Annotated in this window: 15 protein-coding genes; 6 read left to right on the top strand and 9 right to left on the bottom strand. The window is 54.8% G+C overall.

Features of this window, described 5'->3' with window-relative positions; genetic code table 11:
* Positions 1-201 precede the first annotated feature (201 nt).
* Both FOM92_RS02305 and FOM92_RS02300 read left to right on the top strand, forming a co-directional pair.
* Complete coding sequence (locus FOM92_RS02305) at positions 202-2,415, top strand: TonB-dependent receptor (RefSeq protein WP_143775160.1); 2,214 nt, start codon at positions 202-204, stop codon at positions 2,413-2,415.
* On the top strand, positions 2,415-3,749 hold the full coding sequence (locus tag FOM92_RS02300) for an alkaline phosphatase family protein (RefSeq protein ID WP_143775159.1): 1,335 nt from the start codon (positions 2,415-2,417) through the stop codon (positions 3,747-3,749). Before FOM92_RS02305 ends, FOM92_RS02300 begins: the two co-directional genes overlap by 1 nt.
* Before the next feature lie 6 nt (positions 3,750-3,755).
* Here FOM92_RS02300 and FOM92_RS02295 read toward each other — a convergent pair whose 3' ends face one another.
* Positions 3,756-4,544, bottom strand: coding sequence for an NTP transferase domain-containing protein (locus tag FOM92_RS02295; protein WP_143775158.1), 789 nt, complete (start codon positions 4,542-4,544; stop codon positions 3,756-3,758).
* Between the two features lie 21 nt (positions 4,545-4,565).
* Positions 4,566-5,606 (bottom strand): D-alanine--D-alanine ligase family protein, encoded by a 1,041-nt coding sequence (locus FOM92_RS02290; RefSeq protein ID WP_143775157.1) that lies wholly within the window; start codon positions 5,604-5,606, stop codon positions 4,566-4,568.
* 113 nt (positions 5,607-5,719) lie between these two features.
* Between FOM92_RS02290 and FOM92_RS02285 the strand changes: the two genes are divergently transcribed.
* Both FOM92_RS02285 and FOM92_RS02280 read left to right on the top strand, forming a co-directional pair.
* Positions 5,720-7,150, top strand: coding sequence for a hypothetical protein (locus FOM92_RS02285; RefSeq protein WP_143775156.1), 1,431 nt, complete (start codon positions 5,720-5,722; stop codon positions 7,148-7,150).
* A 10-nt stretch (positions 7,151-7,160) separates the two neighbouring features.
* Positions 7,161-8,432 carry a lipopolysaccharide biosynthesis protein gene (locus tag FOM92_RS02280; RefSeq protein WP_143775155.1) on the top strand — a complete coding sequence of 424 codons (1,272 nt, stop codon included), beginning with the start codon at positions 7,161-7,163 and terminating at the stop codon, positions 8,430-8,432.
* Positions 8,433-8,460: 28 nt separating this feature from the next.
* Here the strand turns inward: FOM92_RS02280 and FOM92_RS02275 are convergent, their stop codons facing one another.
* Genes FOM92_RS02275 through FOM92_RS02250 form a run of 6 tightly spaced genes read right to left on the bottom strand, consistent with a single transcriptional unit; the run spans position 8,461 to position 15,280 of the window.
* Positions 8,461-9,627 carry an acyl-CoA dehydrogenase family protein gene (locus FOM92_RS02275; RefSeq protein ID WP_143775154.1) on the bottom strand — a complete coding sequence of 389 codons (1,167 nt, stop codon included), beginning with the start codon at positions 9,625-9,627 and terminating at the stop codon, positions 8,461-8,463.
* Positions 9,628-9,645: 18 nt separating this feature from the next.
* Positions 9,646-10,803, bottom strand: coding sequence for an acyl-CoA dehydrogenase family protein (locus FOM92_RS02270; protein ID WP_143775153.1), 1,158 nt, complete (start codon positions 10,801-10,803; stop codon positions 9,646-9,648).
* A 1-nt stretch (position 10,804) separates the two neighbouring features.
* A complete protein-coding gene (locus tag FOM92_RS02265) occupies positions 10,805-11,662 on the bottom strand; it encodes an HTD2 family dehydratase (protein WP_143775152.1) in 858 nt (285 codons plus the stop codon).
* A gap of 49 nt (positions 11,663-11,711) precedes the next feature.
* A complete protein-coding gene (locus FOM92_RS02260) occupies positions 11,712-12,923 on the bottom strand; it encodes an acetyl-CoA C-acetyltransferase (RefSeq protein ID WP_143775151.1) in 1,212 nt (403 codons plus the stop codon).
* On the bottom strand, positions 12,920-14,122 hold the full coding sequence (locus tag FOM92_RS02255) for a CoA transferase (protein WP_143775150.1): 1,203 nt from the start codon (positions 14,120-14,122) through the stop codon (positions 12,920-12,922). Before FOM92_RS02255 ends, FOM92_RS02260 begins: the two co-directional genes overlap by 4 nt.
* A gap of 3 nt (positions 14,123-14,125) precedes the next feature.
* The gene (locus tag FOM92_RS02250) at positions 14,126-15,280 is read right to left on the bottom strand and encodes an acyl-CoA dehydrogenase family protein (RefSeq protein WP_143776277.1); all 1,155 of its coding nucleotides are present in this window, start codon (positions 15,278-15,280) and stop codon (positions 14,126-14,128) included.
* A 166-nt stretch (positions 15,281-15,446) separates the two neighbouring features.
* Between FOM92_RS02250 and FOM92_RS02245 the strand changes: the two genes are divergently transcribed.
* Both FOM92_RS02245 and FOM92_RS02240 read left to right on the top strand, forming a co-directional pair.
* The gene (locus tag FOM92_RS02245; protein WP_143775149.1) at positions 15,447-16,496 is read left to right on the top strand and encodes an efflux RND transporter periplasmic adaptor subunit; all 1,050 of its coding nucleotides are present in this window, start codon (positions 15,447-15,449) and stop codon (positions 16,494-16,496) included.
* A gap of 6 nt (positions 16,497-16,502) precedes the next feature.
* Positions 16,503-19,607: an efflux RND transporter permease subunit gene (locus tag FOM92_RS02240; protein WP_143775148.1), complete on the top strand. Its 3,105-nt coding sequence runs from the start codon at positions 16,503-16,505 to the stop codon at positions 19,605-19,607.
* Here the strand turns inward: FOM92_RS02240 and FOM92_RS02235 are convergent.
* Entirely contained in the window at positions 19,599-21,086 is a 1,488-nt protein-coding gene (locus tag FOM92_RS02235) for an MFS transporter (protein ID WP_425473360.1), read from the bottom strand. The genes FOM92_RS02240 and FOM92_RS02235 overlap by 9 nt on opposite strands.
* Between the last annotated feature and the right edge of the window lie 111 nt (positions 21,087-21,197).

Raw genomic sequence — 21,197 nt, 5'->3', positions numbered from 1 at the left:
GAAATATTACAGTTATATGACATTAATGCAATAAAATTGTAATATTTCTGTCATTTTTCGTCGTTGGGCCCGACGAGATGATTGATGGCTGTCACATTGCTGTCGTGAAACATCTATCAAACTGAATGCATATCGGCATCAAAGCGCAATCGACCGACCCTATTTCGCAGACCGCAAACGATCTCAGGGAAGGAAAAAATAATGCGTACATTTACTTCAATGCTTTTGGCGAGTGCGGCCCTCATTGCTTCTCCCGCAATGGCGCAACAGGCGAATTTGCCTGCGGATACCGAGGCAACAGACGACGAAATTGTCGTTTTCGGCCAAGGCGAGACCCGGCAGGTTCAGGAGATCAGCAGTAAGGAACTCCTGATTCTCGCCCCAGGGACCAGCCCGCTAAAGGCAATTGAGAAACTGCCCAGCGTAAACTTCCAATCGGCGGATCCGTTCGGCACCTATGAATGGTCCAGCCGTGTCTCCATCCGCGGTTTTAACCAGAACCAGCTGGGCTACACACTTGACGGTATCCCTTTAGGTGACTCGACATACGGCAACAACAACGGCCTCCACATCGGTCGTGCCATCATTTCCGAAAATATCGGAGTTACCCGAGTTTCCCAAGGCTCCGGTTCCATCGGCACCCAAGCGACCAACAATCTTGGTGGTACACTCGAGTTTTTCTCTGCTGACCCGAGCGATGGTTTTGGCGTAGATGCTAACCTGACCTATGGTTCCGAAAACACCGTTCGCGGTTTTGGCCGGGTCAATTTTGGTGAAGCCGACGGCATCCGCGGGTTCATTTCAGGCGTGTATCACAATGCCGAAAAATGGAAAGGTGGTGGCGACCAGCGCAACTGGCAGATCAATGCAAAGGCGATCATCCCAGTTGGTGTAGCTGAATTCGATGCCTATTTTGCCTATTCCGATCGTGCAGAGCAGGATTACCAGGACCTGTCCCTGGAAATGATTGCGCGACTTGGCTACGACCACGACAATTATTTTCCGGACTATGCAACGGCAATCCGCGCCGCGCAGGGTATCTTCGCAGCACCGATCAACAATCTTGACGACAGCTATTATGATGCGTCGGGTCTGCGCAAGGACACGCTTGCATCTTACGGACTGTCAGCTCCCCTCGGCGATGGCGTGACCTTCAAAATCAAGGCCTATTATCATGATAATACGGGTCAGGGCACATGGGGCACACCTTATGTTCCCAGTCCGAACGGCGTACCAATGTCGATCCGTACCACCGAATATGACATCCAACGCGGTGGCGTCTTCAGTTCGCTAAATGCGCAAGTAGGCGACCATGAGATTACGGTCGGCGGTTGGTATGAGCATAATGACTTTACACAGGCTCGCCGCTTCTACGCCTATGAGAGCCTCACAACGCCGGGTCGGGACCACACCAAGTTTCAGCGCAACCCCTTCTTCACCCAATGGTTGTTCGACTTCAACACGGACACACTGCAATATTATGTGCAGGACAAAATCAGCCTTGGCGATCTGACCATCAATCTCGGTTGGAAGGGCTTTCAAGTAAATAATGAGGCCGATCCGCGGGTACAGGGTGCTTTGGCGGCCGGAAAGATCAAATCCCGGGACTGGTTCCAACCCCATGCCGGCGTTGCCTATAAACTCACCGACAACGCAGAAATCTTCGGGGGCTTTACCCAAGTAACTCGCGCTTTCGTTTCATCCGCGACCAGTGGTCCCTTCTCCACCACGCAGGCTGGCTTCAACGCGTTGATTGCACGCGGGTTGAAACCGGAAGAGTCGGACACCTATGAATTGGGTGCCCGCTATAACGACAGTGTCTTCAACGGTGTAATTGGCGTCTATTATGTCAACTTCCGCAACCGACTGCTTGGTGTGCAGACTGGTGCCGGTATCGTTGGTAATCCAGCGATCTTGCAGAATGTAGGCTCGGTTCGTTCGATAGGTTTTGAAGCAGCAGGTGACTTGCGTCTCGGCGGAGGTTTGACGCTGTTTGCATCCTATAGTTACACCGATGCCTCCTATCGGGACGACGTGGTGACCCCGACCGCGATCATCCCGACCAAAGGCAAGGATGTGGTCGATACGCCAAAGCATTTGCTTCGTGGTGAAATTGCCTATGATAGCGACAGCTTTTTTGGTCGTATCGGCGCAAACTATATGAGTAAGCGTTACTTCAACTACCTTAACGATCGCTCGGTTTCCAGCCGCGTGCTTGTTGATGCCACCATCGGCTATCGCTTCGACATGGGCATGCGGTCGCCGATTGAGTTGCAGTTGAATGCTACCAATCTGCTCGACAAAAAATATGTGTCGACCATAGGCTCCAATGGTTTTGGAAATAGCGGCGACAACCAGACATTGCTCGCGGGCGCACCGCAGCAATTCTTTGCCACGGTCAAGGTCGGTTTCTGATGAAGACGAGATGGTTGATCGGCAGCGCGCTCACATTGGGCGCGCTGCCATCGGCATCATTGGCCGAACCAGTGTTGCTGATTTCGATTGACGGGCTGCAGCCCGCTGATGTTATCGACGCCGAACAGCGCGGTCTAGATATTCCGAATTTGAAGCGCTTCGTCACCGAGGGCACATATGCCAGCGGCGTAAAAGGGGTGCTACCGACCGTCACCTACCCAAGCCATGCAACCTTGTTGACCGGCGTGAGTCCTTCAGAACATGGCATTATAGGTAATACGAGCTTTGATCCTATGCAGATCAACCAGACTGGATGGTACTGGTATGCCAGCGATTTCAATGTCCCTACCCTTTGGGACGCGGTCCACAAGGCTGGATATTCTACGGCAAATGTGCATTGGCCGGTAAGTGTTAAGACGGCCGGCATAACGTGGAATATTCCGCAAATTTGGCGCACTGGTCATGGCGATGACGCCAAGCTGATAAAAGCGCTGGCGACACCCGGACTGCTGGAGGGGCTTGAGGCGGATCTCGGGACATATGCCGCCGGAATAGACGAGAGCATCGAGGCTGATGAGAACCGGGGTGCATTTGGGGCAGCCCTTATCAAGCGACAGAAGCCTTATTTCACTACGCTCTATTTTACGGCGCTCGATCATGAGCAGCATGAAAAAGGCCCCGACACCGCTGCGGCACATGCGGTGCTGGAGCGGATTGATGCCATTGTTGGAAAACTGGTTTCCGTCCAACTGGAAGCCCTGCCCGACAGCATCATCGCCGTCGTCTCGGACCATGGTTTTTCCAAGGTAGACACCGAGGTCAATCTGTATCGGGCCTTTATCGATGCCGGGCTGATTACCCTCGATGCCAATGGCAAGATTTCAAAATGGGAAGCAAGTCCCTGGAACTCAGGCGGTTCGTCCGCCATCGTGCTGGCACGGCCCGAAGACACTGCTCTGACAGCGCGCGTGTTGGCAGTGCTCGAAAAGCTGAAAGCAGATCCAGCAAACGGAATCGCTGCCATTGCGAACAAAACGGATATCGCAAAAATGGGTGGCAATCCGCAGGCGAGTTTCTACGTCAGCTTTGCTTCCAACGCTTATGGCGGTGGCTTCAAGGGTAAGGATGCCCCTTTGCTATCGCGATCCCCGGGCAAAGGAACGCATGGCTATTTTCCGACCAGTCCGCTGATGCGTTCGTCATTCATGATGATGGGCAAAAATATCCCCAAAGGACACAATATTGGCGAAGTAGACATGCGGGCGATCGCGCCGACCTTGGCAAAATGGCTGGGCGTTCCGCTTCCGGATGCAGAGGTTGCGCCGCTAAAATAGGTGCGGTTAGGCGGCGTGTTGCTGTGCCATCAGATGTTCGACAATCGCGTAAGTACGATCATTGTCGACATCAATGGCCTGCGTTCCATCGCGAAGTATCACCGGAGCTATAGTCATTCCGATACGCCGTGCAATCCGGTCGAGCCCTGTCGGAAGGCTTACCAGACGTAGGCGGAGTAAGAGCAAATTGATCAGCCCGAATGCTTGAACAATACGGCTTGCCTTCTTGGCAAATTGCCCACCCCCACGGAAGAACTCCGCAGCTTTCAGGGCGGATACATCGCGCAGGCCATAAAGGTTACAGTTGGAGAATTCTCCGTCCTTAAAACGATAAAATCGGCGCTGCCCTTCCGGGTGGGCGGCGAGCACAGCTTCACGGGTTGCCATGGCGATCGCAACGTCATGGCTTTGCAGCGCACCGACCATCGCGTTGATTGAAGCAGCCTTCAAAAGCGCATTGTCGGCGGTCGTTACTATCAATGGGCCTTGGTGGCCCTCGGCCGCGTTCCGTACGCTGTCCGCAATATTATCGGCGGCGGCACAGAAATGGATTTTGTCGGCGGTTACTCCATAGTTTGCGGCAATGTCGGCAATCGACTGAAACATTTCAGTTTCTATGGAAACCATCACAGTTTCGACGTCGGGATGTACCGACAAGGTCCGTAACACATGGATGATCAGAGCTTCGCCGTGCAAGGGAACCACGCATTTGTGGCTCGTGCCAAATCGTACCGCGAGCGGATCGACCTGCCCATTTCTTTGGGCAGCAAGCACTATAACGCGAACATGGGGCATATTGGTCCTTCAGGAGATTTTTCAGGCTGCAACAGCCTCAGTGTGGGCAATCAAACCCTGCCGCATCAGGCTCTCGCACAGGATTGTCTCAATTAGGTCGGCATGGCTCCAACCGGCAAGTTCGGCCGATTTCCCGAAAACCTTTTGCGACCATAAATTGCAGTTAAGATTGACTTCCAACATATGCAATTTGCCGCTTCGTTCATCCAGCCGGAATTCAAAGCGGCCATAATCAAAGGGAAAGAATATACCGGCCATCATCTTAGTATATTCGGCGATTTTGGGTGCCCATTCGCTGCCTTCGAACGGGACCAACCGGTATTTTTGCTCCCGTTCCACCAAATCCCTTTTCTCCTGATAGGTTCGAAGATGGCTCGGGTCAGTCTGCTCGAACAGCATCATTGGCATAATCGTCGGCAGGCCGCCGCAATGGATCACGGGAACCTCCACATCGCTTCCATCCAGAAATGGTTCGACCAGCGCGTCATGGCCTTCACTTTGGATCTCTTCGATTGCGATACGCGTTTCATTCCAGTTGGTTGCGTCGCGTACACCCCAGCTTGCGGAGGATGCGTTGGGCTTGATGACCAGCCTTTCAGCCCGAGGACAAGGATCATGGATAATGGGAGCACCTCGACGGTAAATGGCCCATGGTGCCGTGGGCACTCCCCGGGCCTGTGCCTCCAATTTTGTCAAATGTTTGTCATCTGACAGGCCGCGTAAAATCGGGCTGGCACCCAAGAACGGAATGCCCAGTCGCGTCGTTAGCAGAGGCAAAAGCATTTCAGAATTCAGGAAACCACCGCGATTGAGAAGCGGAAATACAAAATCACAACCCGGGTCGGCGAACAGCGCTTCATAGCTATCCGCTAGTTGCAGGTTGAGGCCAAGGCTTTCTAAAACCTCTCTAATTTCGCGGTGATAGAGGGCATGATTTCCATCTTCGTGATGCAACCCACCCTGCCAAAACACGTGTTTTGCCACGAACAATATCCGGATACGCCGGAGGGTCTCTTCGGGAATGCGTGAAATGCGACGGTCGCCAAAACGTAGTATCTGCATGATGACATATTATCGCCCAGCAATATGACACTACCGTGAATAGAACGCATGCTTGTAACATGCCGGTCGCATTTGACTGTTAGTTTGGCGCAAATCCACAATGGAATTGTCCAATGAACAACGAACCATTTCTATCGTTGATGCTGACTTCCGGTGGCGACAGCCGCATATTGGTGCCGACCGGACAAAACACTAATCGCTATGGCGCATCACCCTACCCCCGCGCCACTCTGGGTTATGCTTCATCTACAGCGAACGACATCTCTCTTTCGGCTTTCGGCCATCTGGAAAAATTTGTTTCGCGGGCGCCGGCGGGCGCTCTTTCGGACCCTGCGTTCTACACTCAGACATTGGAGGCTCAGCGACGCAGGTTACGCGATGTATGGGGTCTGGAAAATGATGTCGATGTCATTTTCGCGCCGTCCGGCACCGACCTTGAATTTGTTGCACTCGCACTGGCAAATGCATTGTCTGGCAAGCGGGTCGCCAACATCTTGCTCGGACAGGACGAAGTAGGAAGCGGCTGTGTTTTTGCTGCCGCCGGACAATTTTTTGCCAACGAGACCGCTTTGGAATCTTTTGTACAGAAGGGTTCCTATGTCAAAGGCTTCGAAGACACCGATCTCATCAATCTACCTATCCGCGATGAACACGGCCAACCCTTTGACAGCGCCACCATTACAGCGCACCTAAAGGCGATTGGTGAGCAACAAATCAGTAGTGGGCGCCATCTGCTTGTGCATACCGTGCACGGATCTAAAACTGGCTTGATCCTGCCCGATCTCGACGATCTCGACCAATTACACGCCTGTTTCGGAAACTCTATTTCAATAGTTGTTGATGCCTGCCAATGCCGCCTGGAACCGGGGGCGGTCCGAGCCTATCTTGACAGGGGCGCTATGGTCATGTTGTCGGGATCCAAATTTGTCGGAGGCCCTCCTTTCTCGGGCTTTCTTCTTGTCCCATCCCGCGAAGCGCCGCACCGCAATCTGGCTAAAGGTCTATCCAAATTGTTCCGCCGGGCAGAATGGCCAGTTGCCTGGCAATGCGCAGAACATTTGCCCGGTGGGACAAATCCGGGGCTGATTTTGCGTGTCGAAGCTGCGCTATTCGAAATGGAAAGATACCGACTCTTGCCCCATGAAGACCGCAACAGAGTGATCAATGCATTCGGCAACGCGGTACACAAATTGTTAAGCAGGCTTGATGCAGATCTTGTCTTGCCCGCTCTGGATGGCCCCGCTCTGCACCAGTCTACACTGGCGACACTTGACCTTTCCCGGTGTCACGGCCAACCCGATTTTGCGACCGCACAACGATGGTGCCGCGTTCTTTCTGCACGCGGACTACGACTTGGTCAGCCAGTCAAATGTCGGAAGTTTCCAAGTGGCGAGTGGGCGGGCACCTTAAGAATTAGCTTATCAATGCCTTTAATCGTCGAACTTTCGGACCTGTCATCTGAAAAACTGGACCAAAGGTTGGAAAATGATATGGCGCGTATAGCAGACGTTCTGGAGGCAGCAGCCCGACCCGGGGTCGCCTGAATATTATTGCGTGGAAACAATATTCCGAAACCTAGGATGGCTGCTTGCAAGCCGTGGCATTAATGCTTTGCTCAGTCTCGTCTATCTTGCATTGACGACGAGGACATTGGGCCTCGAAAACTTCGGCTACTTTACTCTCATCGTTGTACTGGCACAGGCTTTGGCCGGTTTTGTAAGCTTCAACGGCTGGCAAGCAGTCGTTCGATGGGGAGTTGAATCGGCTGCGGCGCGAACCGCCACTGGATTTGCACTTGCACTTGATCTCTCAAGCATTCTTGTCGGCGTCATTCTGTCTTGGGGTCTGGCCGCTCTGGCGGGTTACTGGTTGCCCTTGCCCGATACGCTTTTCTGGCCAACCTTCGGCCTATGTGCCGTTACAATAATGTCTATTAGGTCCACGCCCACAGGTGTCTTGCGGCTTTATGAGCGCTATGATCTTGCAGCCAAGGCAGACGCGGTATTGCCTGTGACTCGAGCTATTGGCGCGGTACTTGCTACCGTTTTTGCACCGAATGTAATCGGCTTTGTGATCGCATGGGGAGTTGCCGAACTAGCTTGTGCAGCGGCTTTCTGGAAATATTCCGCCCGTTACGTGACCATTGGACTGCAAGACATCAGCTTAAAACACTTGCCGGAACAACACCCCGACGTTTGGCAGTTCATTCTTGGCACTAGCCTGTCTCGCACGCTGGCTGTCATTTCAAAGCAGTGCATGATCCTGCTCGTCGGTGCTTTGGGTGGCGCAGCCTTGGCTGGTGGATACCGGGTTGCTTCGCAATTGGGGCAAGCTCTGGTGCAACTGGGTGAAGCGCTATCGCGCGCCATTTATCCCGAATTCGTACGCACAAAAGATGCTGCTATTGTCCTATCGAACAAAATCACGCTCCTTTGTCTGATGACGGGTGCGATCGCCATACCAGTTGCTTATTGGGGCGGTGAATGGGCGATCCGTGCTCTTGCCGGACCCGAGTTTGTGTTCGTGCACACGGCCATGGTGATTCTGGCCTTTGCCGGCGCGCTTGAACTATTGGCGGCTAATTGGGAATCGTTGCTGGTTGCCCGGCACAAAGCGATCACACCATTTCTGTTACGGGCAGTTCCCCTCATTCTCGTGATTTCTACGATGCATTTTCTGATCACCATGTGGCAGCTCGACGGAGTCGCCTCGGGTATATTGATGATGAGCGCGCTTTCGGCGTTCGGATTAGGTTTGGCAGTGTCGAGACAGCAAAGGAACGAAGTTCAATCCACGAATGACATTATCGAGGCACCCAAATCCTAAGCCCCTCTCCCTTTATCGCACAAAGACCTCATTCCCGTGTTGCCAACAAATCCCGTGCCACGACCCAATTGTGGATTTCGCTGGGGCCGTCGTAGATCCGCATGGTGCGCAGTTTGTTTGACATCAGGTAGAGCGGCAATTCGCGGGTCATTCCCATGCCACCAAACATCTGCATCGCGTGGTCCACAATTTCATAAGCGGATTCGGTGCAAAAGGATTTGATCATCGAAATTTCGAGCCGGGTGTCGCGTCCTTCGTCGATTTTCCAGGCGCAGTCATAAGTCATGAGGCGCATTGCGTGGATCTTCGTCGCCGCGTCCGATACCCAGTTCTGGACGGTCTGCCTTGACGATAGCGGTTTGCCAAATGTCACGCGCTGCGGTGCGTATTCGACCATCATGTCCAGTGCCCGCTGCGCCATGCCGATGGACCATGACGCCATTTCGATACGCCGTGTGCCAAGGCGGATTTGCATGGGAAGAAATCCCTGCCCCCTTTTGCCCAAAAGTTTCCAGCCTGGGACACGGCAGTCATCCAGTGCAATTTCATAGGTCGCCGTTCCGTCGATCATCGGAATTTTACGCAAGACATTGAAGCCCGGCGTGTCGCGGTCCACCAGAAATGCCGACATGCCGTTCCGGCCATTGGGTTGCTTGTCGGTCACAGCCATCAATATGGTGAAATCCGCTTCGTCGGCTTTGGTGATCCATATTTTACGGCCGTTGATCACCCAGTCGTCGCCATCCTGCACCGCAGTCGTTTTCATCAATTGCGGATCGGCGCCGGCACCCGGTTCCGATATGCCAATCGCCGAAATAGTTTCACCACGCACATAGGGCGCCAGATAGTGTTCGCGCTGCCTTTCATCCGCGGCGGCCATCATCATGCGCAAATTCGGGGAATCGGGCGGCAGGGTATAAGGCGTCGCCGTACGTCCCAATTCTTCGCCCACGCCGACCATGGCAACCATGGGCAGGTTCATGCCCCCGACTTCTTCCGGCGCATCGAGACCCCAGAGTCCCAGATCGCGAGACACCGCATCTACCTTGGCCTGCTCATCCTTTGTCAGATAACTACCTTTGCCAGAGCTTTCGCGGGCAACGACATCGCTTTCCAACGGAACCAGTTGCGAATCCACAAATTTGCGGACCAGATCTTTCAGCATCCGGTGCTCTTCGGCTAATTCGAAATTCATGTCCGCATGATCCTTTGTTTAATAGCTACGGGGCAGACCCAATACATGTTCGGCGAGATAGCTGAGGATGAGGTTCGTGCTGATGGGTGCAACCGTATAGAGGCGTGCCTCGCGAAATTTGCGCTCCACATCATATTCTTCGGCAAAGCCGAAACCACCAAAAGTCTGCACGCACATATCAGCCGCGGCCCAGCTTGCCTCCGACGCCAGCATTTTTGCCATATTGGCTTCGGCACCCGGATTACCACCCTCGTCATAGGTTCTGGCCGCATGATGGACCATCAACTCGGCCGCACACATTTGCGCGTAACAGCGTGCTATCGGAAATTGCACGCCCTGGTTCTGGCCAATGGCACGTCCGAACACCTGACGGTCTTTGGCATATTCGGTCGCCTTTTTGATGAACCATTTGGCGTCGCCAATACATTCGGCTGCGATCAGGATGCGCTCCGCATTCATTCCTGAAAGAATGTAGCGAAACCCTTTTCCCTCTTCACCTATCAGCGCGGTTGCCGGGATCCGCATATCATCGAAGAAAACTTCCGTCGTGGAATGGTTCATCATCGTGCGGATCGGCTTGATCGTCATCCCCTTCCCTACAACCTCGCGCATGTCGACAAGGAAGATGGACAGACCTTCGGTTTTGCTTGCCGCATCCTCTTTCGATGTGGTGCGGGCAAGAAGGAGCATGAGGTCGGAATGTTCGGCCCTGCTTGTCCAAATCTTCTGTCCGTTGACTACATAACTGTCGCCATCGCGGAACGCGAACGTTCGAAGGCTAAGTGTGTCCGTTCCGCTGGTCGGTTCCGAAACGCCAAAGGCCTGAAGGCGTAATGTGCCGTTAGCTATACCCGGTAGATATTCGCGTTTTTGCGCGTCGCTTCCATATTTCAGCAGGGTGTTCATGATATACATCTGCGCATGCGCAGATGCGCCATTACATCCTGCTGCCTGGATTTCCTCCATGATGACCGCCGCTGCATCCAGCGAAAGCCCTGAACCGCCAAACTCTTCGGGGATAAGCGCAGCGAGAAATCCCGAGCGTGTCAGCGCGTCGACAAACTCGCCCGGATAGGCGCGATCACGATCCTTATCTTGCCAATAACTTCCGGGAAATTCCGCGCACAATGCCTGCACGGCCCGGCGAATCTCGCTTATATCTGTACTTTCGGTCATCTCATATTTTCCTGATGGCGGTGGCGGCCATAACTGCCCTGCCGTCATCGGCAAAGGCTCCAAATTCCACATTCTCTCCATCTGCCCGCATCACAAGGTGCAACAACTCGCCCCCAATAGCAGGCGTCAATCCGCGAAAGGTGAAACTGGAAAGCGCGTTATCGCCCCATTCCTGCGATGCCAGATCGAGCAACAATGTCGCTGTCAAAGGGCCATGGACGACCAGCCCGCGATACCGCTCCACATCACGGGCGTAGGGAAGATCATAGTGTATCCGGTGGCTGTTGAAGGTCAGCGCCGAATAGCGGAACAGCATCGGCTCGCTCGGCAAAATAGTGCGGTGGGTAGTCCAGTCCGAAACATCAAAAACAGTATCGCACGGTGGGGGTGGCGTACGCGGCGCATCGGACGAAGCAGCTTCGCGGTAGACTATGGTCTGCACTTCGCGGATCGCAGGCCCTTTGGCGCCTTCAGTCAGATGTTCGATATCGACAAAGACGAGATGTCCCGATCCCCCCGATTTTTCGGAAATTGAAAGGACCGCCGAACGGCGCCCGACGATTTCACCGGCAGCAAGGGGCGCCAGAAACTCCAGCTTGCTCGACGCCCACATCCGGCGTGGCAACGGAACCGGCGGCAGAAAACTGTCCGGGCTGGAATCGCGCAACGGGTGACCATCGGGACCTAACCCGGCGGTTGCTGTTTCAGGCGTGCACAAGCACCAGTGAAGCCCTTGCGGCACCCGGTCATCAGGCAATCCGTCCCGATCCAGCATCGCCAGCCAACGCCGAACGAGCGCGGGATCCACATGATCCTGACGATGTTCCATCCTTCCGATCCATGCATCCCACTGGCCCATCAGTACCGTGCCTGACTCTGAAGTGGGTTTTCGAAGTTGATCCGCAAGTTCATGCGCGTTCGAATACCGCCGCTATGCCCTGCCCACCGCCGATGCACATGGTTTCAAGTCCATATCGCACATCGCGGCGTTGCATTTCGCGGGTCAGGTTGGCGAGGATGCGTCCACCGGTTGCGCCTATAGGATGGCCCAGTGAAATGCCGGATCCGTTAACATTCAGAATTTCATGCCGACTGTCATCATCGCTCCAGCCCCAACCTTTAAGGCAGGCCAGCACCTGCGGCGCGAAAGCTTCATTCAGTTCGATCAGGCCGATATCGGACCATGATAGTCTATTACGTGCAAACAAACGCTCCGTTGCAGGCACCGGACCGTAACCCATGCGGCTCGGATCGCATCCGGCAGCAGCCCAGCTATGGAACCATGCAATAGGTTCGAGACCCAATTCTTCCAGCTTGTCTTCCGCAACGATAAGGCAGGCAGCCGCGGCATCATTCTGCTGGCTGGCATTGCCTGCGGTCACAACACCGCCTTCAAGCGGGCGAAGTTTGGACATTGTGTCAACTGTGGCGTCGGCGCGATAGCCTTCGTCCCGGTCAAACAGGATAGGATCGCCCCTTTTTTGCGGAACGCTGACAGGGACCAGTTCATCGGCAAAAAGTCCCTTCGCCCATGCTGCAGCCGCCCGCTGATGTGACCGGACGGCGTAGGCATCGCAGGCTTCTCGACCGATGTTCCAGTCTTTCGCAAGATTGTCGGCGGTTTCGATCATGCCTGTGATGATCCCGAACCGTTCTATCGGCTGGCTCATCAGGCGCCCGCGGGTTAGCCGGTCATGCAAGGTAAGGTTCCCCGCCCGCACGCCGTTACGGATGTCGGTGGTATAATGTTCGACGTTCGACATGCTTTCACAACCGCCGGCAACGACGACATCGCTGACGCCTGTCTGCACCATCATGGCCGCGTTGACGATCGCCTGAAGCCCCGAGCCACAGCGTCGGTCGACCTGATATCCGGGCACTTCGATCGGCAAGTCAGCCGCTAGCCACGACCAGTGCCCGATACAAGGGGCCTCTCCGCTGCCATATCCTTGCGCGAAAACGACGTCGTCGACGCGTGCAGGATCAATGGCGGTTCGCTCCATCAACGCCTTTAAAATATGGCCACCCAATGCCCCCGCGGTCAACGGCGCGAGCGCGCCGCCAAATTTTCCGACGGGCGTTCGGATAGGCGATACGATGGCGGCGCGGCGTAATGTCATGTTGCAGTTCCTACAATTCCTGAATCGATCAGACGGGCAATCTCGGCCGAAGGCAAGCCTAACCTGCCTGAGAGAATTTCCTCGCTATGCTCTCCGTTGCGGGGCGCACTGCGCGCATCACTGCGGGACATTTGCGGGATGGTGCCAATGGACCCGGCGGCTGGATAAGTGAATCCCGAAGGATTGGAACCAGACTGGCTGAAAATGGGATTGTTGGTAACGAGCCTGTCGTCACGCGCCGCATCCAGCATGGTTCTATATGCGGAATGCACTATGCCTGCTGCATCCAATTTGGCCGCCAGCTCGGCATGATCCCGTGCGCCGATTGCGCGTTCAAAAAGCGGATAGAGGGCATCGCGATGCATATAGCGCAGACCGTCATCGGTGGCGAAACTTACCCCTCTTGCAACTTCCAGCGCGGCGATATCAGCCTCTAAATCTAATGCGGTCAGCAGGTTGGACCACTGCCTTGGGGTGACGACGACCACCATCGTCCGCACGCCATCTTTTGTCACGAAATCACGACCGAACAATCCGTATACCGTGTTGCCCAGCCTTGGACGGTTTGCGCGGGAGTAGAGAACTTCAGCAATCCCGCCAAGATTGGCCACCGTTCCTATGGCGAGATCGGACAAGGGAATACGCACTTCGCTGCCTTCTCCCGTCCGTTCCCGACGCCGGATCGCCGCGAGCATGGCGAAGGCGGCATAGGCACCGCTCAGCAAATCCCATGCCGGCAATACATGATTGACGGGCTCAGGCCCCTCGCCTGTCAACATTGGATATCCCACCGCATTGTTCACGGTGTAATCCAGTGCAGGCGCGCCGTCGGACCATCCCATGATACGCACGGTCACCAGATCGGGTCGTCCCGTGGCCAACAATTCATGACCGAGAAATCCCTCAGCCGGGAAATTGGTAATTAACTGGCCCGTTGCGCGCACCAGAGCCTGCAGCAATTCGCGACCTTCAGGCCGGGAAAGGTCGAGCGCGACCGACTTTTTGGCTCGGTTCAGATTCTCCCAATAGAGGGAGTCGTTTGAATTCGTAACGGGCCATCGCCTGTAATCGGGGCCGCCGCCAATCTGGTCGACCCGAATGACCTCCGCACCGAATTGTGCGCAGTAGAGCCCTGCCGTAGGCGATGCCACGAACGAGGATGCCTCGATAATCGATAAGTCGCCGAGCAGATTATACATGGCTCATGCCTGCGCCGCCCATTCCCGCAGCATATGCTTGGCTATCTGGAGCTGGAGGATTTGCGTCGTCCCTTCATATATCCGGTAAATACGCGCATCCCGGAAAAACCTCTCAGCGTCATATTCCGCAAGATATCCTGCCCCGCCATATATCTGCACGACCCTGTCCACAACGCGTCCGCACATTTCGCTGGCAAACACCTTTGCAGCAGCAGCCTTGCGCAAGACATTCTCCCCAGCATCGGCCCGTCGTGCCGCGTCGTCCAGCATGCACTCGGCAGCATAAATTTCGATTTCGCTTTCGGCCAACATTTGCTGGATCAACTGGAAGTTGGCGATTGGTTCTCCGAACGCTTTGCGTTCATTGGCATAGCGCAACGCGCTGTCGAGTGCCCGCCGGGCATAGCCCGTTGCTGCCGCCCCCACCGACAGGCGTCCATTGTCGAGGCTTTTCATGGCAAGAGCAAATCCTCTGCCCTCCTCGCTTCCCAACAGTGCATCTGCCGGAAGCTTGACGTCGTCCATAATGATGTCGGCAATATGCGCGCCAGCCTGCCCCATTTTCTTATCGGAGCTTCCTACAGATACACCCGGCGTATCCATCGGAACGATAAAGGCCGATACATGTGCGTTTTTGGGCAATGCCTCTTTGCTGGTCCGCGCCATGATTAGCGCCACTTTCGCCGAAGGCGCATTGGTAATGTAGCGCTTGGTGCCATTGAGAACCCAGCCGTTACCTGACCTGACCGCAGTGGTCTGCATAGCCGCAGAATCAGAACCCGAACCCGGCTCTGTCAACCCGAAGGAAGCAATTTCGCCAGCAGCGAGGCGCGGCAACCACTCGGCCTTTTGCGCATCGGTTCCGCCATTTTTTAATGCCGAACACACCATTCCGATATTGATCGATACAATCGAACGATAACAGGGCGCGGCGTAGCTCAATGTGCGAATGGTGCGTATATATTGCGCGATGGACATTTCTGCCCCGCCATATTCCTCAGGCGTGGTCAGTCCGAACAATCCCATTTCACGCATCTCATCGACGATTGCGTCGGGAATGACATTCGTTTCAAGAATATCCTTTTCGGCCGGTATCAGGCGCTCGCGGACATAACGCTCGAGCTGGTCAATGAACTGATCAAATATATCGGCATCCATCATGCGTTCCCTTCACATACGGGCATTTTGGTTCAGCACCGCAATTAGCCACATCTTCAATAAGCGTGGGTGAAAATTGAGTCTGATTGATTATTTAAATTTATCGAGATTGCACTGTTCTTGGGAACATATTGCCTTATGGTGCGATAAACTTCCCCGGAAAAACATGTCTATTCGCATTCTCCCACTGCTTGCATTATTGTTGACCTCTTGTGGCGGATCCGAAGAACGCCGCGAGCGGCCTGCGCCGCTTGTCACAACATCCACGGTCTCTGCGCAACCCTTCGCCGATCGCTATATTGCGGTCGGAAACGCTTTTGCAAATGAACAAGTTTCCGTCCGAGCTCCTGTTACTGAGCGCATAACTCAACTTGCCTTTACCGATGGCTCATTTGTCCGGCGTGGTCAAACACTTGCCGTTCTGGCGCAAGGACAAGAAACCGCATCTCTGGCCAGTGCCCAAGCCCGCGCACGGGAAGCGGAACAACAGCTTGCTCGTGTCGCGGAGCTGCACCGGCGGGGTTTTGCAACTAATGCAAGTCTAGATAGCCAGACTGCCGTGGCCGCCGCGGCCAGGGCACAGGCCAATGAGGCGGGTGCTTCCGTCGGAGACCGTGTCGTCAGGGCGCCCTTCTCGGGCTATGCTTCACTGCGTCGTATCTCGGTAGGCGCTGTCGTCAGCGCGGGCGATGAAATCGCCACCATCAGCGATATTGGGTCCATAAAGCTCGATTTCACGATACCTGAAACAATGCTGTCGCGCGTGGCCACAGGCCAGACCATTACCGCCAAAGCAGCTGCCTATCCGGATGCCATGTTCAACGGAGCAATCAGTGCAATTGACCCGGTCGTCAATGCGCAAACCCGGACCGCGACATTGCGTGCAACCCTACCCAACCGCAACGCTATGCTGAAACCCGGCATGTTGATGAGCGTCACAATTGAATCCAATGCGCGAACCTCTCCTGCAGTCCCTGAACTATCCCTGGTCCGGGAAGGCCGTGCGAGTTTTGTTTATGCGGTCGACAAAGATGGCAAGGCAAAACGGATGCCGGTCACGACAGGCGCGCGTCAGGGTCAGATGGTCGAAATATTAAGCGGACTGAATGCAGGAGATATGATTGTCACCGAAGGCGTGGTAAAGTTGTCGGATGGCATCAAAGTCCGATTAAAGAAGGCAGATGGGGCACCCCCAAGCGGATCCGGACGTAAATAGCCGCCGATGACAATCTCCGACATTTCCGTCCGGCGCCCGGTATTCGCTGCAGTTCTGGCAATATTGATGATTCTGGTCGGCATCGTCGGCTTTATGAGCCTGCCGGTTCGCGAATATCCAGATACCGAACCGCCTATTGTATCTGTAGATACAAGCTATACCGGCGCTGCCGCAACAGTGGTCGAAACGCGTGTGACGCAGGTTCTTGAAAATGCGCTGGCCGGTATCGAAGGTATCCAGACACTCACATCCCGATCACGCGACGGGCAATCGCAAATCACCATCGAATTTGCACCGGGCCGTTCGGTTGACAGTGCCGCGAACGATGTGAGGGACCGAGTAGGCGGTGCAGTGGACGACCTGCCCGAAGAAGTGCTCGCACCTGAGGTACGCAAAGTTGACGCCGATGCATCTCCTATTTTGTTTCTTGTGGTTTCTAAGCCCGGCTGGTCCCGGCTGGAGCTGAGCGATTATCTCGACCGCAATCTGGTTGATCGTTTTTCCGCAATCGACGGTGTCGCACGCGTCTTTGTCGGCGGCGAAGCCCGCCCGTCCATGCGGATATGGTTAAAGCCCGAGCGGCTTGCGGCGCTCAGCCTGACACCCGCCGATATTGAAAATGCGTTGCGTAGCCAGAATGTCGAGTTGCCGGCCGGGCGACTGGAGTCCGCGGCCCAGAACATCACGTTGCGCGTTACACGTGCGTTCGGCGACGAAGAACAATTTCGCCAACTGGTCGTTGCGCGTGGCGAGAACGGATATCTTGTCCGCTTGGGAGATGTTGCCCGGGTCGAGAAAGGAGCGGAAAATCCCTATTCGGCATTTCGACTTAATGGAAATTCGGCACTGGGCATGGGTATAGTGCGGCAGTCGGGTGCGAACACATTGGCGGTTGCGGAAAGCGCCAAAAAGCTGGCTGAAGATATAAAGCCAACTTTGCCCGAGGGCATGACAATTACCGTCGGCTCGGACGATTCCCAATTTATTAGCCGCGCGATCGACGGCGTGTGGCAGACCCTGGCCGAAGCCGCTCTTCTGGTTGTTCTGGTCATCTTCCTGTTTCTGGGAAGTTGGCGGGCGACACTGATACCAGCCGTTACAGTTCCTATCTGCCTTCTGGCCACATTCGCTGTGCTGTGGATGCTCGGCTTTTCCATAAATTTGCTGACACTTCTGGCGATGGTGCTGGCAATTGGCCTGGTTGTGGACGATGCCATTGTCGTTCTGGAAAATGTGTACCACCGGATCGAAAGGGGCGATCCTCCGCTTGTTGCGGCGGTTCAGGGAACTCGGCAAGTTGCCTTTGCCGTTATCTCTACAACGATCGTCGTCTGCGCGGTCTTTGTGCCCGTAATGTTTCTCGCCGGACAGACGGGATTGCTGTTCCGCGAACTCGCAGGAACCATGATTGCCGCCGTTGCTTTCTCGGGTTTTGTCGCGCTCAGTCTTGCGCCGATGCTTTGTTCCAAATTGCTCCGGAATCAGGAACGCGGGCGCTTGGCCAAATGGGTAGATAACCGGTTTACCCGGTTGGAAGAGTCCTATCACCGTACAGTCGGGCGTGTTGTTGCCAAGCCCATCCTGTCACTCTTGGGCGTCGGCGCATTTCTGGCGGTGGGTGCTTTTTGCTTTACCTTGCTCGATTCCGAACTTGCACCGGGTGAAGATGTCGGCGTGCTGAACGTCAACATTTCGGCTCCGGAAGGCACCGGATTTGCCGAAATGGACCGCTACATGCTGGATGCGTCCAAACCTGTCCTCGATCTTCTGGATAAAGGAACGGTGCGTTCGATTATCCAGCGGACGCCAGGCGGTTTTTCTGCAAGCGACGATTTTAACAATGGTACTTTCGTTGTCTTTTTAAAGCCGTGGGAAGAACGGACCGAAGCAACGAATGACGTCGTCGGTCAAATAAACAAGATCCTCGCCGAATTGCCGGCCGTACGCGGCAACGCCGCAGCACGTTCATCCATCGGACGTAGCCGAGGCCAACCGCTGAACTTTGTCATTGCAGGCGGAACCTATGAATCGCTCAGCGTTGCCCGTGACCGGCTTTTGGCCGCGGCAAGCAACAACCCAGGTATCGTCAATCTGGATTCCGATTACAAAGAAACCAAGCCCCAGATGGAAATCCAGGTCGATACGACGCGTTCAGGCGATCTTGGTGTTTCCGTCGCAGATGTCAGTCAGGCGCTTCAGACATTATTGGGATCGCGCCGCGTATCGACCTATGTTGACCGCGGTGAAGAATACCGCGTGATCGTGCAAGCTGACGCCGAGGACCGGGCATCGCCCGAAAATCTGGCCGCGATACAGGTGCGTGCGCGTGACGGGTCTCTAGTCTCGCTCGCCAATCTTGTCCGCTACAGCGAAACGGCGGGCGCGAAAGATCTTGGCCGTTTCAACAAATTGCGGGCGATAACCCTGTCGGGCGGCCTTGCTCCCGGATATACCATGGGCGAAGCGCTCGCATTTCTGGAACAGGAAGCAAGGCAGTCCCCGGAAATTCTGGCTATCGGATATCGCGGGGAAAGCCAGGCATATAAAGAAACCGGCGGTTCGATTGTTGTCATATTCCTGCTAACCATTGTGATCGTATATCTTGTCTTGGCTGCTCAGTTCGAAAGTTTTGTTCATCCCTTGACGATTATCACGACCGTACCCTTGGCTGTCGGCGGCGGACTTGTGGGATTGGCGATCACCGGCACCACCCTCAATCTCTATAGCCAGATCGGGATCGTTATGCTTGTCGGCCTGGCCGCGAAAAACGGGATATTGATCGTCGAATTTGCGAACCAGTTACGTGATGAGGGCAAGGACATTATCGATGCGGTTCAGGAAGCCGCGACACGCCGTCTTCGTCCAATTCTGATGACATCGATCGCAACCGTATTCGGCACAATCCCCCTCGCCCTTGCGAGCGGTGCAGGTGGCGCGGCCCGTTCGGCCATCGGCGTCGTCATCGTGTTCGGGGTGACGCTTGCGACATTAATCACCCTAGTTCTGATCCCCATCATATACGCCCGGCTGGCGCGCTATACAGGTTCGCCCGAGGCTGTTACGCGCAAGCTGGAAAGTGAGATGCAGGCCTTGGAAAACAGTTCAGTCTGAAACCTCTTTAACCCGCAACATTGCAAGCGCGGCGCACAGCATGACAACTGCGGCAAAGGCCATTGTCCAAATAGGTTCCGTCGGGAAAAAAGCCTTCAATATGCTGCCCATTACGGTCGCAACCAGTAACTGCGGAATCACAACGAACACGTTGAACAAACCCATATAGACCCCCATCTTGCTGGGCGGCAGGCTTGATGCCAATATTGCATAAGGCATAGCCAGAATTGAAGCCCAGGCGATACCAATTCCCAATTCCGAGAAGATCAGCAAATTGGGGTCACGAATAAACAGAAAGCTGAGATACCCTGCCGACCCGGCGACAAGGCAGGCAATGTGGGTTTTTACTTTCCCGAACTTTGCTGCCATTTTAGGAAGCAGCAAGAGCGCCGCGAGCGCGGCAACACCATTGTAGATAGCAAATAATGTTCCGACCCAATTGCTACCGTCGCCATAAGCTTCGCTGGCAGGATCAGCCGATCCGAACATATATTGGGCAACGACCGGTGTGGTGTATATCCACATGATAAACAGGGCTGACCAACTGAAAAACTGCGCCAGCGCAAGCTTTTTCATAATGTCGGGCATGCCGGAAAAATCGCCCACAATATGGGACAGGATGTTGTTGTCGCGGCCTGATTTTGCCATGCGGATCGCGATCAGACTGGCGATCCCATAGCCAGCCAGTAGCGCTCCAAGCAGATAAACTTCCTTTTCAAGTCCCAAAGTCGCGACAAGGAAAGTTATGGCCCCACCTGCCACAATCCACAATGTCGCGCCGGCAAGGGATCGCGAGGCCAAGGCGCGCATGGTCAGTCCGCTATCAGGTGCGGGACCGTCGAACATTTCCATTTCCGCAGGACTATATTCTTTCGTCGTCAAGACGGTCCACAAAACCGCCACAAACAGAGCCAGTCCACCAAACCAAAAGCTGTATTTCACCGTATCGGGGATATGTCCGATCGGCGCGACATTGGCGACGCCCCAACTGTCGAGCACATAGGGAAAGACCGATCCGACAACGGCGCCTGCCCCGATGAACGCAGTTTGTACCGCATATCCTGCCGTGTGCTGATCTTTGCGTAGCATGTCGCCGACAAAAGCGCGGAACGGCTCCATTGATATGTTAAGCGACGCGTCGAGGATCCAAAGCATGACGGCGGCGACCAGCAGAACCTCCGACAATGGCATGACGAAAAGCGAAAGCGCGGCCAGAAACGCGCCGGCGAGAAAATAGGGCCGGCGACGACCGAGACGTCCGAGCCAGGTGCGGTCACTGAAATGTCCGATGAGCGGCTGGACCAGCAATCCGGTCAGCGGTGCCGCAATCCATAGTGCCGGCAAGTCATCCAGACTTGTACCTAGCGCCTGAAAGATGCGCGACATATTTCCATTTTGAAGTGCGAAACCGATCTGGATACCAAAAAAGCCGAAGCTTATGTTCCACAGACCCCAAAATCCCTGACGCGGTTTTTCCACGATCAATCCTCTCCCGACTTATATTCTGCGCTTAGGTTGGCAGAACCGCCGGTGCGTCGCAATGGCTGGGTGGCCAATCACGGGCTACGCATACGTATAAGGAAGGTGATA

Origin of the sequence: Sphingorhabdus contaminans, from assembly GCF_007280415.1 — a bacterium.
Classification (GTDB): Bacteria; Pseudomonadota; Alphaproteobacteria; order Sphingomonadales; family Sphingomonadaceae; genus Sphingorhabdus_B; species Sphingorhabdus_B contaminans.
The sequence above is the reverse complement of the archived record's forward strand: the minus strand, read 5'-3'. Positions and strand labels throughout refer to the sequence as shown.